This is a genomic window from Streptomyces sp. NPDC001530, assembly GCF_042894545.1.
Classification (GTDB): Bacteria; Actinomycetota; Actinomycetes; order Streptomycetales; family Streptomycetaceae; genus Streptomyces.
Genome location: NZ_JBIAVS010000045.1, coordinates 21268 through 36621 on the forward strand (window position 1 = coordinate 21268; position 15354 = coordinate 36621).

Consider the following 15354-nt stretch of genomic DNA (forward strand, 5'->3'; position numbering starts at 1 on the left):
TCCGGGCGCCGGCGGACGCGGCTGCTGCTTTCGTCAGCCATCCACACATGATGCCCTGCCCAGCCGCAGGTCCAGAGCGGCAGCGGGGGCCACCGAGTCGGCTGAACCTTGCAGATGTGCCGGTGCGTCCAAGGTGTGAGTGTTCTGGTGGGAAAGGTCGTGCGTGACTTCAGCCGGCACGCCCCGCCGTAGCCGCCCCGGAGGAGAAAGAGCATGAGCCGCAGCGACGTCCTGGTCGACGCCGACTGGGTCGAGGCCAACCTCGACAACCCCAGCATCGCCATCGTCGAGGTGGACGAGGACACGTCCGCCTACGAGAAGAACCACATCCGCAACGCGATCCGCATCGACTGGACCAAGGACCTCCAGGACCCGGTCCGCCGTGACTTCGTCGACCAGGAGGGCTTCGAGAAGCTCCTGTTGGCCAAGGGCATCGCCAACGACACGCTGGTCATCCTCTACGGCGGCAACAACAACTGGTTCGCGTCGTACGCCTACTGGTACTTCAAGCTGTACGGCCACGAGAACGTCAAGCTTCTCGACGGCGGCCGCAAGAAGTGGGAACTGGACGCCCGCGAGCTGGTCGAGGACGTGCCCGAGCGCCCCACGACCGAGTACAAGGCCAAGCCGCAGAACACCGCGATCCGCGCCTTCCGCGACGACGTCGTCGCCGCGATCGGCGCGCAGAACCTGGTCGACGTGCGCTCGCCCGACGAATTCTCCGGCAAGCTGCTCGCCCCGGCCCACCTGCCGCAGGAGCAGTCGCAGCGCCCGGGCCACGTCCCGTCCGCCCGCAACATCCCGTGGTCGAAGAACGCCAACGACGACGGCACCTTCAAGTCGGACGAGGAGCTCAAGGAGCTCTACGCCGACGAGCAGGTCGACCTCGCCAAGGACACCATCGCCTACTGCCGCATCGGTGAGCGCTCCGCGCTGACCTGGTTCGTCCTGCACGAGCTGCTCGGCGTGGAGAACGTCAAGAACTACGACGGCTCCTGGACCGAGTACGGCTCCCTCGTGGGCGTGCCGATCGAGCTCGGCGCCAACAAGTAGCTTTCGCCGACAAGTGGCTTTCGCGGGTGCGTTGCGGCGTCCGCTTGCGGGGCTCGCTGCCGGCCACCTCATACATGTGTGCGGTGGCCGGTATTGCCCTCTCCCCGCGTGGTTGAACGTGCAAACCGGAACGGGTACAGCGACCGAGGCCGACCTCGGTGACCTGGGAACCTGTCACACGCTGTCGGCGTCGGCCCTGTCCGTCCAGGTCGTCACCGGCTCCGCGTCCTTGGAGCTGTACCCCGGTGCCGACTGCACCGGCGCCGTCCCGTGGCGCAGCGGCTCGCTGGCTCAAACCGACCTTCCCTGGGCGGCGTTGAGCTAACGGGTGGTCAAAGCCTGACGGCCTCACATGCGGGCCGTCAGAACTTCGGGCCGGTTCCCTTCGCCAGCGGTGTGATGTCGATGCGGCCCTTCTGGAGGACCTCACCCAGCTTCCACGCCGTGTTGAGGTGGTGGTAGGAGTCGGGCGGGGTGACCTCCAGACGGGGGGGTTCTTCTCCGCCTTGGTCGGTTCACCCGCGGCCGGTACAGCTCCCCAGTGCAACCGGGTGTAGGCGCTCTGCCCCGGCTTGAGGGTGATCAGCACGACCCGGCCACGGTCGCGGACCACGTGCGTGGGCACGTCCTTGTTGCGGGAGTTGAGGAGTTGCAGCCCCACGTATCCCTCGGTCCGGACGGTCTTGTGGGTCTTGTTGGTGAGAATCACCGTCGCGTAGCGCTGCCCCGCGCCCGAGTCCAGCGCGTGAACACGTACGGACAGCGAGGAAGTGTCCGCCCAGCTCGGTCGGGTCGCGGCCTGCGACGGAGCCGCGGTGACACCGACCAGCGCCGCTGCGGCGACCGCCGAGAGAACGGCAGGTGTGACGATGCGGTGGATGCGCCCACTGAAGAACATTGTGTGTCCCCTTCCGGATGCCTCATTTGAGGCCTTCCGATATGTATGAGGCTTTCTCGGAAGGGCCGGTTCGCGCACCTTCCGGTTCTTTACGTCACGGTGGGCACTGTTGAATCACGCTTGGGTGTCTCGTGACCGACGAACCACGATCGCCACGTTGTGCGATCATCGCCTCTCATACGTGTGAGGGGCTTCGAGGAGGCGCTGAGTGATTTCCGAGCCGGAGATGGCCGAGGGGTTCGACCCGCTGGAGTCCCGTGAGGTCATGGGTGACCTCGTGCAGCGGTCCCCCGCAGGCCTCCTGCGCCGAAGGCCGTGGCTGTGGGCTCTGGGCGGCGCGTCGGCGGCGTCCGCGCTCTGGGCGGCGGTGGTCCTCCTTCTCGGCCTGGGGAACCAGGGCGCTGACTTGCGTGGCTATCGGCTGGACCACGAATCATGCAAGTCGGCGCGGTTGGCATCACTTCAGAAGGCGCTTGCGCTGAAGAGCGTGCCCGACGCGACCGATGACGACGTGTTGAAGCACCCGGCTCTCGACCAGGTTCACTGCTCCCTTGCCTTCCTCAGGAATGCCGAGAACAAGCCGGGCGGACGATCGGGCGGGCACTGGACGGTGAACACCACCGTCGGCGTCTCTGCGGCACTTCACAAAAGGACCGATCCCCGCGGCGAGTTCGATGCCGACCGGCGGGTGACGGGCTCAGGCGTCGTCGTCGCGGCGGACGATGTGAGGCCGGTGCCTGATCTCGGCGACGAGGCGTTCGTGATTGCCGAGGGCATCGGTCACACAGAACTGAGGGTGCTCGACGGAGCGGCGGTCATGACCCTGAGTCTGTCCACCACCAGCTACTACGAGGGCGATGTCGACGCCGGCGTCGTCGCGCAGGAGCCCGACCTCCCTGACGTGTCCACCTACTGGCCCGCCATGATCAGCGACATGCGTGCGCTGATGGCCGACCTCAGGCATCCGTAGGGAGACGGACGGCCCTGAGAGCCGGTTCCTCAGCGCAGGAAGCCCTCGTAGTGGCGCTGTTGGAGCTGGCTCTCGATCTGCCGGACGGTTTCCAGACCGACACCGACGATGATCAGGATGCTGGTGCCACCGAACGGGAAGTTGTTGGTCGCCCCGAACCCGATCAGGGCGATGGTGGGGACGAGGGCGATCAACCCCAGATACAGGGAGCCCGGCCAGGTGATGCGGGTGAGCACGTACGACAGGTACTGCGCGGTCGGCCGGCCGGCCCGGATGCCGGGAACGAAACCGCCGTACTGCTTCATGTTGTCCGCGACCTCGTCCGGGTTGAAGGAGATGGAGACGTAGAAGAACGCGAAGAACACGATCAGCAGGAAGTACAGGCTGATGTAGATCGGGTGGTCGCCCTTCGTCAGATTCTGCTCGATCCAGGCCTTCCAACCGGAGTTGCCGCTTGCAAACTGCGCGACGAGGGCCGGGATGTAGAGCAGCGACGACGCGAAGATGACCGGGATCACGCCGGCCTGGTTCACCTTGAGCGGGATGTACGTCGACGTGCCGCCGTAGGCGCGGCGGCCGATCATCCGCTTCGCGTACTGCACCGGGATGCGGCGCTGGGCCTGCTCGACGAAGACCACCAGGCCGACCATGACCAGGCCGACGAGGATGACGGTGCCGAATTCGATCCAGCCGTCGGCCAGGGCCGGACTTCTTGATGGCCCACAGGGCGGACGGGAAGGTCGCGGCGATCGAGATGAACATCAGGATCGACATGCCGTTGCCGATACCGCGGTCGGTGATGAGCTCACCGAGCCACATGACGACGGCCGTACCGGCAGTCATGGTGACGACCATGACGACGGTGGTGAAGATCGAGCGGTCCGGGACGATGGTCGACGCCACCGTGCAGCCGGAGAAGAGGGCGCCGCTGCGGGCGGTGGCGACGAGGCCGGTGCCCTGCAGGATGGCGAGCGCGACGGTCAGGTAGCGGGTGTACTGCGTGATCTTCGCCGTACCGGCCTGGCCCTCCTTCTTGAGGGCCTCCAGGCGCGGGATGACCACGGTCAGCAGTTGGAGAATGATGCTCGCCGTGATGTACGGCAGGATGCCGAGCGCGAAGACGGTGATCTGGAGCAGCGCGCCGCCGCTGAACAGGTTGACCAGGCCGAAGAGGCCCTGGTTGCCCGAAGCCTGCGAGACACATTCCTGGACGGCTCCGTAGTCCACGCCCGGGATCGGAACATGTGTGCCGACCCGGTACACCACGATGATACCCAGCGTGAAGAGCAGCTTCTTGCGCAGGTCAGGTGTCCTGAACGCCTGGATGAACGCGATGAGCACGGGGCCTCCTGCAATGAAGCGGCATGACAGCGGTGCGCTACCGCTCCCGATCCGGTAGCGGACACACCTGCACACTTCCATGAGATCACACGTATCTTCGGCGCGCCCTTTCAGTAGATACTGCATCAAACGAGGCCGGATCTACGCGTGTGTCTTCGCACCGTGAACTTCAGGTCCTCGCTCTTCCGTTGCAAGGAAGGGAAGGGCCGCCAGGCCTGGGGAACGCCCGCGAGCGTAAGTCTCGAGGCTCATCAACTAGTAGCGGAGTACGACGTGCTGTCAGACAACCAACTGCGGACGATCGTACAGATCGGTCTGTTTCCGCTGCGTGTGGTCGCGGCTGTCTACTGGCTGACGGTGGGCTGGTACATCCACAGGCCCTCCCGCGAAGAACGGGAAGCTCTGAAGATCGCGCGGCGAGCAGCGGCCACTGCCGACCGGTCGAGGTCGGGAGACCTGAGTAAGGCCTGAGTCCCGTCGGCCGGTCTGCGGGTCGGCGGGGCTCAGGCCCATCGGGAGGCACCGCTCGTCGGCGCTTCGGCGGCGGTCAGTAGTAGATCGGGCCCTTGAAGCCGCCGCTCGGGATGATCGTGTCGCCGTTGATGGCCACGCTCAGGGGGCTTGCCAGGAAGGCAACGCCCGCTGCCACCTCGTGCGGTTCCACGAGCCGCCCGATCGCGACGGACTCGGCCCACTGCCGTTCCAGGTCCGCTCGACTGCACCGCCTGGCCTCCCTGGCGGTCGAGGTTGGTGACGAAGTGTCGGTCCGGGTGGGGCCGGGCTGCACCGAAACGACGTTGACGCCGCTCGGGCCGAGTTCGCCCGCCAGGTTCTTGGACATGGCGACCACGGCGGCGTTGCGGACCGAGCCGGTTACCGAGCCGGTCTGACGTGCCGCCAGTCCGCTGATGTTGATGATCCGGCCCCAGCCTCGCTCCGTCATCCCCGGGGCGAAGGCGCGGACGCACCGGAGATATCCGCGGACCTTGACGTTGATCTCGGCTTCGAGATCGTCCTCGGAAATGTGGCCGGGGTTGGTGATGGCGGCGTTGTTCACCAGGATGTCCACGCCGCCGAACCGCTCGTTCACCGTCCTGGCCATGGCCGTCACCGCGGCGTCGTCCCCGGTGTCGGCCGCTGCGCCGATGACCTCGGCTCCGGTCTCCTCGCGCAGCACCGCCGCCTGCTCTTCGGCGTGCGAGGCGGACCTGGAGACCAGGGCGACGGACGCGCCTTCCGTGGCCAGAGCGCGGGCTACGGCGAAGCCGATGCCGCGAGTTCCGCCGGTGACCACGGCTCGTCGATGCTTGAGTTGAAGATCCATGTCCCGTTCATATCTGCTGGGGGTTGCTGGGCGTTCGCATGCTCAGGCGGTGAAGACGACCCACGATTCCTCCGTGCGGAAGCCGGCCTGCTCGAAGAGCGGAAGGGCTTCGTCGCTCGAGTGCAGATACGCCGTGTGCGCCCCGGCGGCCCGGGCGTCCCGGAGGATCGCCTCGACGATCGCCCGGCCGACCCCGCGCCGCCGGTGTTCGGGCAGGGTGCCGATGTTGGCGAGGCCGACGTGCTTTTCGGTGACGATCGCCAGTCCGGCCGCGGCAGGTGTGCCGTCCGCTTCGGCGACGTAGGCCTTGACGAACGGCTGGCCCAGGACATGCGGCGTGTAAAGGCTGCTGATGATCACCGGCGGGGCGCCGAAGGCCGTACCGAGGACCGCGGCGAAGGTCTCGTGCTCGTCGTCGTCGAGCGGACGGACGGTCACGGATTCCGGGCCGGGCTTCCCCAGCTCCCGGCCATCCTCACGTCCGTCCTCCAGCGAGAGCAGCATGAAGGGCTGCCGCAGCTGCGTGGACAGGCCGTGACGTGCGGCCAGGGCGGTGATCTTCTCGCCGGCCTCGCCCCGCAGTCGGATGCTCCAGGGCAGCTGCTGCACATGCGGCTCGGCCTTCTCGCACAGCAGCCTGATCTCCTCCGCGTCCGGTACATCGGACACGCTCATGATGCTGTTCAGCACCGGGATCATGGAGCCGGTGACGGCCAGCAGGGCGCCGGCGGGGCCGCGCTCGTGAAAGCCGTTCGGAAGGATGTCGGCGAGCTGTTCCGTGGCCGACTGAAAGGCCTCGGCCGCCTCAAGGACCGCATGTTTGTTGGTCATACGTGTGAGTATATCCGCGCCGTTCGGCGCTGCTCGGGACACGCCTGGTCGTAGGTAGGTGTGCCTGGAGGGGCATTCAACTGCCCTTGCCTGGGCCTTACTTGCGCCGCGAACGGCAGAGATACCCCTATAGTCAGCGACACGCCCAGAGGTTGCCTCGGGCACACGTCCCGCCGTCCGGAGCAACCATCTCGGCACCATGTCTCCCGGTTCCTAAGGATCCATGCCTTGCACAAGCGAAAGAGGGCCGGCACGCCCGTCGTCATCGCCGCGGGTGTGCTGGCCGCGAGCGGCCTGCTCATGTCGCCGCTCACAGCAGTCGCCGACACCACACGGTTCCTCGAGCGGCACTCCCACCTCCCGGCAGCAGGCGCTCTTGTCCGCTGCCGCCGAGTACCACGTCCCGCCCGGCGTCCTGCTGGCGCTGTCCTACCAGGAGTCACGCTGGGACTCGCACGGCACGCAGGCCAGCACCGACGGCGGCTACGGGGTCATGCACCTCACCGACGTCACGCCCGACATGCTGGCGAGCGGCGCCGCGGGCGCTGTCGGCCGCGCCGATCTGAAGTCCCTCGCCTCGGACCCCGCCCTGCACACACTCCAGCGAACCGCCGAACTGACCGGGCTGTCCACGCGACAGCTGCGTGAGGACGACGTGGCCAACATCCGGGGCGGTGCGGCGCTGCTCGCCTCGTACGAGAAGGAACTGGTCGGCGGCACACCCGCGGACGCCTCCCGGTGGTACGGCGCCGTGGCCCGCTACAGCCAGGCCGAGCAGCGGCAGAACGCGGTGAGTTTCGCCGACCGTGTCTTCGGCACCCTGCGCAGCGGCGTCACCGTCACGACGCAGGACGGTCAGCGGGTCCGGCTGGCCGCCGACCCGTCCGTCGAGATGATGCCTTCGCAGCTCGCCGGCCTGCGTCTGAAGGCGGCGGCCGCCACCGACACCGAGTGCCCGCCCGCCGTCCGCTGCACCTTCGTCGCCGGCTCCCCCGTCGGGGGCCAGGTCTCCAACCGCCCCGCCAACGGCATCAGGATCGACACCATCGTCATCCACGACCTGGAGACCACCTACGACGCCGGTGTGGCGGGACTGGCCAACCCCACCAACACCACCTCGACGCACTACGTGATGTCCTCGGACGGCGCCGTCACCCAGATGGTGCCCACCAAGAACATCGCCTTCCACGCGGGCAACTACTCGACCAACCTGCACTCGATCGGCATCGAGCACGAGGGCTTCGCCGTCCAGGGGGCGGCCTGGTACACCGAGGCCCAGTACGAGGCCACGGCCGCCCTGGTGCAGTATCTGGCCGCACGGTTCGGCATCCCCCTGGACCGGCAGCACATCATCGGACACGACAACGTCGCCGGTCCCAACTCCGCGCTGGTCTCCGGCATGCACTGGGACCCGGGCCCCGCCTGGGACTGGCAGCACTTCATGGATCTGCTGGGCGCCCCGTCGAACGGTCTTCCCGGCGTGCCGCAGACCGGCGAGGTCGTGACGATCAATCCTCCGTTCGCGGCGAACGAGCAGACCGTTCAGGTGTGCCCGTCCGACGATCCGACCGGGCAGACGACCGCCTGCATCGAAGGGCGCCAGCAGGCGAACTTCGTCTACCTGCGCAACGCTCCGAGCGAGACCGTCCCGCTCTTCGGCGACCAGGCGATCCACGGAACGGCGGCCGGTACCGACCGGATCAACGACTGGGGCAGCACCGCGCAGGCCGGGCAGTAGTTCGTCGTCGCCGACGTACAGGGCGACTGGACGGCGATCTGGTTCAGCGGCGCCAAGGTGTGGTTCCACAACCCCGACGGCGTCAACACGAAGATCAGCTACGGGGTGAAGGTCATCCGGCCCGCGAGCAGCGGCCCGGTGTCCGTGTACGGGTCCAGCTACCCGGACAAGGCCGAGTACCCGGCCGGTCTGGGCGCCTCCACGCAGGCACCGCTGAGCATGTACTCCATCCCCGCGGGCCAGGCCTACGTCGCCACCACCGAACCCGCCGCCACCGACGACTACTTCCCTTCCAGCGGAGCGGTCGTGATCGGCGGCAAGAAGATGTACACCGTGCAGTTCAACCACCGCGTGGCACTCGTCTACGCCGGTGACGTCACCGCGACCGACGCGGTGCGCCACTGGGAGAACTGAGGCTCAGACTGCCGACGGCCTCCGCGCGCCGGATCTGATCGGTCCGTGTCGCGCGGAGGTCCGCCGGTCGGGCGCGCCGGTGAAGTCGGCGGCGTTCCACCTCGGTCGTCGCGCCCCATATGCCGTGGAGCTCACGGGACTCCAGGGCCCATTGGAGGCAGGGTTCGATGACGGCGCAGTACCGGCACACGGCCTTGGCCTTCTCGATCTGCGCCAGTGACGGGCCGGTTTCAGCGATGGGGAAGAACAGCTCAGGGTCCTCGCGTCTGCAGGCGCTCTGTGCCTGCCAGTTGGTGCGCGTCCGGAACTCGCCGTACATCAAGGTCTCCCTCAGGATCTGCTGAGACGTGGTCTGCTGAGACATGTCGCATCCGCACTCGTGACATTCACATGTGTTCAATGTGCGGCTATAACATGCTATTCCGCCTATGCAGACACGTATCTGCAGGGAGAGAGTCAGCCTGCGGGGCGGCGGTAGGCGCCGTGCCACCAGATCCGGGCGAGTTCGCGGGCGAGGGCGGTGTCGCCGCTGCCGTCGTCGACCGCGATGTGGTGGGCGATCGCCTGAGCACCTCCCCAGACGATGACCCGGCCCGCGGCGATGACGTCGAGATCGGCCGGCGCCGATCCGGCGGCCTGCTCCGAGCGCAGGGTCCGCTGCACGGCCTCGTCGAAGCCCTCCAGGTCGGCGGTGTAGAAGTCGCTCACGGCCGGCTCGTAGGCCGCCGCCTCACGGACCGCGGTGATCACGCCCTGGTGGGCGCGGTGGATCGTGATCACTTTCTCGAAGAACCGGGCGAACCGCCCGGCCCCGTCCTCCCCCGCGCCCGGGTCCCACTGCCGGGCCAACGCCAGCAGAGATTGCCGCAGTTCGTCGGTGAGCCGCACCAGGACGTCCGACTTGCTGTCGAAGTGCGCATAGAACGTGGCCCGGGACACGCCCGCCTCCTCCAGGATCCGCTGGACGCTGATCTCGGAGATGGCCTCGCCGGAGTCGAGCAGCCGCTCCAGGGTGCGCATCACCTGCGCCCGGGTCGCGGCCGAACGTGCGGCGTGGTGGTCCGCCTGACGTCGGGTGACGGGTCTCATCAGGTGCTTTGGGCGATCTGTTCGAGGAGGTCGGCGAGTTTGTCCGGCATGGAGAGCAGCGGAGTGTGGCCGCTGGGCAGGTGATACGTGGCACCGGTCCGCTGGGCGAACGGCTCCTGGTAGGCCGGCGGAAGGCTCTGGTCGTCGTCGCAGAAGACGTAGCTGGAGGGGACGGTTTTCCATGCGGCCCGGCTCACCGGCTCGGCGAAGGAGAGCGCGCTCTGCGGCAGCAGGCGGGCCAGAGCGGCGTTCCTCTTGTCGTCGGGTACGTCGCTGTAGAGCGTCGCCTCCGGGTTCTCCCGGACGGGGATGACGCCCTCCACGGTGGTGAGGTCCGGCTGTTCGCCGCCGAAGCACGTCATCAGGCTCTCCCCCACGTCGAGGGCGAAGGAGGACACGTACACGAGGTGAGACACGTTGGTCGCTCCGGCTGCCGCCTGGGTGACCGGGGCGCCGCCGTAGGAGTGGCCGACGATCACGAGAGGTGCCTCGACGGCGTCGATCGCCTCGCGGACCACTCGGGCGTCGTCCAGCAGTCCGGGGAGCTTTCCGTCCGCTCCCTCGTTGACGACGCTCGGCAGGTCGACGGTGTGGCTGGTCCAGTCGCGCTCCATGAGGAGGTCCTGGAGTTCGCGCCAGCACCACGATCCGTGCCATGCCCCGTGCACGAGGAGGAAGTGAGGGGTGGGTGTGCGGTCGTTCACGTCGTTCCTTCGGATGTCCGGTGCGGTCTCGGCACCAAGTGTTGAGGGGGGGTCAGCCGAGCGCGGGCAGTGCGTGGTCCCACAGACGGTCGGCGGCGGCCGGGTCGATCGACCACTTGGCGACGCCCGCCATCACGTCGGGGCTTCCGTCGACGACCTCGGACTCCTGGTTGTCCTCGAAGTAGCGTCCGCTCACGCCGTCGAGGAGGGGTGACGCGGCCAGCAGCACCGTGGTGGCGGCGCCCTGGGCCGGGGTCTTGTAGTGGGCGGGGGTGAGCAGGTTACCGTCCGCGTCCATGGCGCCGAGGGCCTGCATGGTGGCCGGGTCGAGGTGGCGCGTGAGGTTGGTGTGGATCCAGCCGGGCGCGCAGGCGTTGGCGGTGATGCCGTGTTCGGCCCAGCGACGGCTGATTCCTACGGCGAGCAGCACGTCGGCGGTCTTGGACTGGGCGTAGGCGAGGAACGGGTCGTAGGGGCGGTGCTCGAACTGCGGGTCGTCGAAGTCGAAGCCCGCCCGCAGCTGGGCACCGGAACTCACGACGGTGACCCGGGGCGTGTCGGCCGCCCGGAGCGCGGGCAGCAGGCCGACGGCCAGGGCGAAGTGGCCGAGGTAGTTGGTGGCGAGCTGCATCTCCCAGCCCTGCGCGTTGACCTGCCGGGTCGGCAGCATCATCACGCCGGCGTTGGCGACGATGGCGTCGAGCGGCCCGCTCCAGTCGGCGCAGAAGGCGCGGACGGACGCCAGGTCGGCGAGGTCGAGCGCGGCGGTCCGTGCGCCCGGCAGCTCCTTGACCAGCGGCTCAGCGGCGGACGGGTTGCGGGTGGCGACCGTCACCTCGGCGCCCGCGTCGGCCAGCGCGCGCACCGTCTCCACACCCAGGCCGGAGGCCCCGCCGGTGACGATCATGCGTCGCCCGCTCAGATCGACTCCGTCGATCACCTCCGCCGCCGTGGCGCGGGGTCCGAACGGAGTGGTTTTCAGAGTCATACCTGTGCCGCCTTCGGAGGGTGGGTTTCTCTGTCGATCAACCATACAACGTGTTCATACATGTAGGTCGCTGTCACAGCCGTCTAGGTCAGAAACATGTGACTGAGTGTCTCCATGCGGGTGGTACGCGTGGCGATCAGCAGTGCAATGACTTACATGTCAGGGCTCGCCGCCCGTCGGGGGCGGGGCGACTGGCAGTCAATCGACGGAAGCCCGATGTCGCCGCAGCCAGGAGTATGGGCGAAAAGCGACAAGAAGGGCAATCTCATGGCTTCTACGTGGTTGATCACCGGCGCGTCCCGAGGGTTTGGGCGTGCCTTGGCGGAAGCGGTGCTGGAGGCCGGTGACCAGCTCGTGGCGACCGCGCGTCGGCCGGAGCAGCTGGCCGGCCTCGTCGAGCGGTACGGCGATCGGGTGCGGGCCGTGGCCCTGGACGTGACCGACACCGCCGCGGCCCGCAACGCCGTCCAGGCCGCCGTCGACGCCTTCGGGCGGCTGGACGTGATCGTGAACAACGCCGGGTACGCCAACAGCGCTCCGATCGAGGAGATGGCGGAGGACGACTTCCGGGCCCAGTTCGAGGCGAACTTCTTCGGGGTCGTCAACGTCACCCGGGCCGCCCTGCTGGTGCTGCGCGCGCAGCGCTCGGGGACGTTCGTGCAGTTCTCCTCGCTGGGTGGCCGGGTGGGTGGCACACCCGGCATGGGTGCCTACCAGAGCGCGAAGTTCGCCGTGGAGGGCTTCTCCGAGGTGCTCGCCAACGAGGTGGCCCCCTTCGGGGTCAGGGTCGTCATCGTCGAGCCCGGTGCTTTCCGCACGGACTGGCAGGGCTCCTCGATGGAGTTGCACGCCGTCGGTGCCGACTACGAGGAGACCGTCGGCGCCATGAACAAGTACCGGGCGGAGAACAATGGCACCCAGCCCGGTGACCCGGTCCGTGCGGCCAGGGTGCTCGTCGATGTCGTACGGCATGACGAGCCGCCGCGCCGGCTGCTGCTCGGTGCCCAGGCGGTGGCCATGGCTCTGGAGGCGGGCGAGGTGCGTGCCGCGGAGACCCGCAAGTGGGCCGAGGCGAGCGGCGCCGCGGACTTCCCCGCCGGGGAGTAGGTGCACCGACCGGTCTGCTCCCCCCTCCCCCGTTCACGTCATTCCCCCCTTACGACACACCTGTCATCCGATCTGAAGGAGATACCTCATGTCTCGCAAGACCTGGCTCATCACCGGCGCTTCCAGCGGACTGGGCAAGGCCCTGGCCGAACACGTCCTGGCCCGTGGGGAGCAGGTCGTGGCGACGGCGAGTTCGACGCGGGCCACCACCGAACTGGCCGCGCGCTATCCGGAGACCGCGCTGGCGGTCAAGCTCGACGTCACCGACGCCGGGGACCGTGTCGCGGCGGTGCGTGCCGCGCGGGAGCGGTTCGGTGGCATCGACATCCTCGTCAACAACGCGGCCATCGATTTCGTCGGCGCTCTGGAGGAGCAGGAGGAGAGCGACTACCGCAGGCTGTTCGAGGTCAACTTCTTCGGCGCGGTCGCCCTCACCCGGGCGGTGCTGCCCGGCATGCGGGCCCGGCGCAGCGGCATCGTCGTCAACGTGTCCTCGATGGACGGCCTGGCGAGTCTGCCCGCCAACGGCTACTACTCGGCCAGCAAGTTCGCGCTGGAGGGCTTCACCGAGGCCCTGTGGCAGGAGATCGAGCCCATCGGTCTGCACGCGATGATCATTCAGCCGGGTTCGTTCCGTACCGGCATCGAGAACCGGACGAAGGTGTCCGGCGAGGGCATCGAGGACTACGCCGCTACGGCCGGGGCGTTCCGCGCGATGATGAGCAGCCTCTCGCCGGAGATGTTCCCTGGGGATCCCGAGCGGGCCGCCGAGGCGATCTACCAGGCCGTCGGTGCACCGGAGTTGGCCCACTGGGTCGTTCTGGGCAGCGACGCCCAGCGGCGCATCGGCGTCAAGCTCGACCAGTTGCGGGCCGAGTTCGAAGCGGGCAGGGAGCTGGCGTTCAGCACGGACTTCCCGGGGGCCGCCGACAACGCGGTGCTCTGACGCGTAGAACCCCTCGCCGACCTCTCCTCATGGCCTGGACATCCACTGGATACGGGGGTCGTCCCTTCGGACGACCCCCGTCGCTGTCGGGAGCTTGTCGCATCATTTCCGTTGTCCGAGCCTGGCGGCCCTGCGTGGCCGTCGGCCGAGCGTGAAGCACATGTCGACCGTCGAGTGGCCCCCCGTATGCTCGTCCTCATGAGTGCCGCACATCCCGCCCGCAGACGCGACGGCGCCGCGACGCGCGAGGCGATCCTCACCGCCGCGGTCGTCGAGTTCACCGAGCACGGGTACGCCCGGGCCGGAGTGCGACAGATCGCCGAGCGGGCGGGTGTCACGGCGATGATGATCAACCGCTATTTCGGTTCGAAGGAGGGACTGTTCGCCCAGGCCGTCGACCGTGCCTTCGGTCCGCCGACCGTCGTCGGCGACGAACTCCCCGGTCTGGCGCACTCCATCGCCCATACGCTCGCCGAGCGCACGGCGCCCGACGCCGAACGGCTCGACCCGTTCCTGCTGTTGCTGCGCTCGGCGGCGGACCCGGAGGCAACGGACGTCGTCCGGCAGGGTGTCGAGGCCCATGTGGGGGCTCGGCTCGCCGGGCTGCTCCAGGGTTCCGACGCAGACGTTCGTGCTCAGCTCGGACTCGCGCTGGTCGCCGGTACGTGGTTGCTGCGCAGCGTCGTCGGCACCACCGCTCTCACCGCGGCCGACAACGACCGCCTGGCGGACCTCCTCGCAGACATGCTCCGCCCGGTCATCCGCGAGGCCGGCGCCACGTCCGCGCCCGCCGCCTCGGAGGGCACTGCCGGGTAGCCCACGGTTCCAGGGCGCAGTGGCGGCGTGCTGTCCGCGTCCCGCTGGGGGCCGGCGGCGTAACGTCCGCGTCCCGCTCAGAACGCGGAGCGGATGAGCCCGCCGTCCACGCGGATGGTGGCCCCGCTGACGTACTGGGCATAGTCGCTGCACAGGTACGCCACCGCTGCCGCGATCTCGTCCGGCTCGCCGAACCGTTCTTGGTCGTTGGGGATGAGGGCGTTGACTGCGTTGGGCTGGATCTCTTCCCAGGTGTCGCCCCAGCCGCGGGCCGGGCCGATCTCCGTGACGAGTTCCTTGGTGGCCTCGACCAGGATGGCTCCGGGTGAGACCACGTTGGAGGTGACGCCGGTGCCCTTCAGCTAGCGGGCCAGGGACACGGCGAGGTTGTGCCGGGCCGCCAGGGTGGCGTTGTACTGCGGGTGGGTGTTCATCGGCTGGGAGGCGAGGCCGCCGCCGATCGTGACCACCCGCCCCCAGCCACGCTCCCGCATCGACGGGACCAGGTGCTGGATCATCCGGACGCCCGAGACGACGTTGATGTTGTAGGTGTCCCGCCATTCGTCGGGGCCCGCTTCGGCCCACGACAGGTGCCGATAGAAGCCGGCGTTGTTGACGAGGATGTCGACGGGTCCCTCCGCGGTCGCCGCTCGGGTGACGTCGGCGGCGGCGTCGTCGTCGGCCAGATCGCCCAGCACCGTGGTGGCGGTCCCACCGGCCTCGCGGATGTCCCGCGCGACCTTCTCCGTGCGCTCCTGTCCCGCCCGTGCACCACGATCGCCGCGCCTTCGGCCGCCAGCAGCTTCGCGGTGGCCTCACCGAGCCCGGAGTTCGATCCGGTGACGAGCGCGCGCTTTCCGGTGAGATTGAGGTTCATACGTGGTTCTTTCTCTGTGGTCCCGTGCCGTTTCCTGCCGGCCGGGAAAGCGTGTTTCCCCTTAAGTATACAGTCGTAGACTTCTTTCGTGTCGGGACAATCCGGAGGTTGCTCGGTGGGGCTCCCCGGGCGGGGAGCCCCGGCCGGAGGTCAGACAGTGATCGTCTTGTACTCGGTGTAGGTGCCGAGGCCGACCGCGCCGTACTCGCGGCCGATGCCGCTGGCCTTGAAGCCGCCGAACGGGCCGTCGAAGGCGAC

General features: G+C 68.3%; 14 protein-coding genes and 4 pseudogenes. 8 read left to right on the plus strand and 10 right to left on the minus strand.

Annotation, left to right across the window (positions count from 1 at the left end; genetic code table 11):
* Window positions 1–213: 213 nt before the first annotated feature.
* Window positions 214–1053 (plus strand): sulfurtransferase, encoded by an 840-nt coding sequence (locus ACFY0T_RS48155; protein ID WP_388885047.1) that lies wholly within the window; start codon window positions 214–216, stop codon window positions 1051–1053.
* A gap of 112 nt (window positions 1054–1165) precedes the next feature.
* Window positions 1166–1378, plus strand: a complete 213-nt coding sequence (locus ACFY0T_RS48160; RefSeq protein ID WP_388885077.1) for a hypothetical protein — start codon at window positions 1166–1168, stop codon at window positions 1376–1378.
* A gap of 186 nt (window positions 1379–1564) precedes the next feature.
* On the opposite strand, the pseudogene ACFY0T_RS48165 reads toward ACFY0T_RS48160, so the two are convergent.
* Window positions 1565–1951 (minus strand): annotated as a pseudogene (locus tag ACFY0T_RS48165) (DUF4232 domain-containing protein); the annotation flags it as partial.
* A 208-nt stretch (window positions 1952–2159) separates the two neighbouring features.
* Between ACFY0T_RS48165 and ACFY0T_RS48170 the strand changes: the two are divergent.
* Window positions 2160–2921, plus strand: a complete 762-nt coding sequence (locus tag ACFY0T_RS48170; RefSeq protein WP_388885049.1) for a hypothetical protein — start codon at window positions 2160–2162, stop codon at window positions 2919–2921.
* A gap of 29 nt (window positions 2922–2950) precedes the next feature.
* Here ACFY0T_RS48170 and secY read toward each other — a convergent pair.
* From secY to ACFY0T_RS48185, 3 genes and pseudogenes are all read right to left on the minus strand, one after another.
* Window positions 2951–4262 (minus strand): annotated as a pseudogene (gene secY / locus ACFY0T_RS48175) (preprotein translocase subunit SecY).
* 547 nt (window positions 4263–4809) lie between these two features.
* Complete coding sequence (locus ACFY0T_RS48180; protein WP_388885051.1) at window positions 4810–5586, minus strand: SDR family NAD(P)-dependent oxidoreductase; 777 nt, start codon at window positions 5584–5586, stop codon at window positions 4810–4812.
* A gap of 42 nt (window positions 5587–5628) precedes the next feature.
* Window positions 5629–6417 carry a GNAT family N-acetyltransferase gene (locus tag ACFY0T_RS48185; protein ID WP_388885053.1) on the minus strand — a complete coding sequence of 263 codons (789 nt, stop codon included), beginning with the start codon at window positions 6415–6417 and terminating at the stop codon, window positions 5629–5631.
* Window positions 6418–6793: 376 nt separating this feature from the next.
* Between ACFY0T_RS48185 and ACFY0T_RS48190 the strand changes: the two genes are divergently transcribed.
* Together ACFY0T_RS48190 and ACFY0T_RS48195 are read left to right on the plus strand one after the other, a co-directional pair.
* Complete coding sequence (locus tag ACFY0T_RS48190; RefSeq protein WP_388885055.1) at window positions 6794–8155, plus strand: N-acetylmuramoyl-L-alanine amidase; 1362 nt, start codon at window positions 6794–6796, stop codon at window positions 8153–8155.
* Between the two features lie 57 nt (window positions 8156–8212).
* Window positions 8213–8569: a hypothetical protein gene (locus ACFY0T_RS48195; protein WP_388885057.1), complete on the plus strand. Its 357-nt coding sequence runs from the start codon at window positions 8213–8215 to the stop codon at window positions 8567–8569.
* 70 nt (window positions 8570–8639) lie between these two features.
* Here the strand turns inward: ACFY0T_RS48195 and ACFY0T_RS48200 are convergent.
* The 4 genes and pseudogenes from ACFY0T_RS48200 to ACFY0T_RS48215 form a co-directional block, all read right to left on the minus strand.
* Window positions 8640–8888: pseudogene (locus ACFY0T_RS48200) on the minus strand (WhiB family transcriptional regulator); the annotation flags it as partial.
* A gap of 137 nt (window positions 8889–9025) precedes the next feature.
* Window positions 9026–9658: a TetR/AcrR family transcriptional regulator gene (locus tag ACFY0T_RS48205; RefSeq protein WP_388885059.1), complete on the minus strand. Its 633-nt coding sequence runs from the start codon at window positions 9656–9658 to the stop codon at window positions 9026–9028.
* Entirely contained in the window at window positions 9658–10362 is a 705-nt protein-coding gene (locus ACFY0T_RS48210) for an alpha/beta hydrolase (RefSeq protein ID WP_388885061.1), read from the minus strand. Before ACFY0T_RS48210 ends, ACFY0T_RS48205 begins: the two co-directional genes overlap by 1 nt.
* 52 nt (window positions 10363–10414) lie before the next feature.
* Window positions 10415–11350, minus strand: coding sequence for an SDR family NAD(P)-dependent oxidoreductase (locus ACFY0T_RS48215; protein ID WP_388885063.1), 936 nt, complete (start codon window positions 11348–11350; stop codon window positions 10415–10417).
* A 267-nt stretch (window positions 11351–11617) separates the two neighbouring features.
* Between ACFY0T_RS48215 and ACFY0T_RS48220 the strand changes: the two genes are divergently transcribed.
* The 3 genes from ACFY0T_RS48220 (at window position 11618) to ACFY0T_RS48230 (ending at window position 14219) form a co-directional block, all read left to right on the plus strand.
* The gene (locus ACFY0T_RS48220; RefSeq protein WP_388885065.1) at window positions 11618–12457 is read left to right on the plus strand and encodes an oxidoreductase; all 840 of its coding nucleotides are present in this window, start codon (window positions 11618–11620) and stop codon (window positions 12455–12457) included.
* Window positions 12458–12545: 88 nt separating this feature from the next.
* On the plus strand, window positions 12546–13403 hold the full coding sequence (locus ACFY0T_RS48225; protein ID WP_388885067.1) for an SDR family NAD(P)-dependent oxidoreductase: 858 nt from the start codon (window positions 12546–12548) through the stop codon (window positions 13401–13403).
* A gap of 198 nt (window positions 13404–13601) precedes the next feature.
* Window positions 13602–14219: a TetR/AcrR family transcriptional regulator gene (locus ACFY0T_RS48230; RefSeq protein ID WP_388885069.1), complete on the plus strand. Its 618-nt coding sequence runs from the start codon at window positions 13602–13604 to the stop codon at window positions 14217–14219.
* A 77-nt stretch (window positions 14220–14296) separates the two neighbouring features.
* Here the strand turns inward: ACFY0T_RS48230 and ACFY0T_RS48235 are convergent.
* Together ACFY0T_RS48235 and ACFY0T_RS48240 are read right to left on the minus strand one after the other, a co-directional pair.
* Window positions 14297–14947: pseudogene (locus ACFY0T_RS48235) on the minus strand (SDR family NAD(P)-dependent oxidoreductase).
* A 299-nt stretch (window positions 14948–15246) separates the two neighbouring features.
* The coding region (locus ACFY0T_RS48240) for an aldehyde dehydrogenase family protein (RefSeq protein WP_388885073.1) at window positions 15247–15354 on the minus strand (108 nt) is incomplete at its 5' end.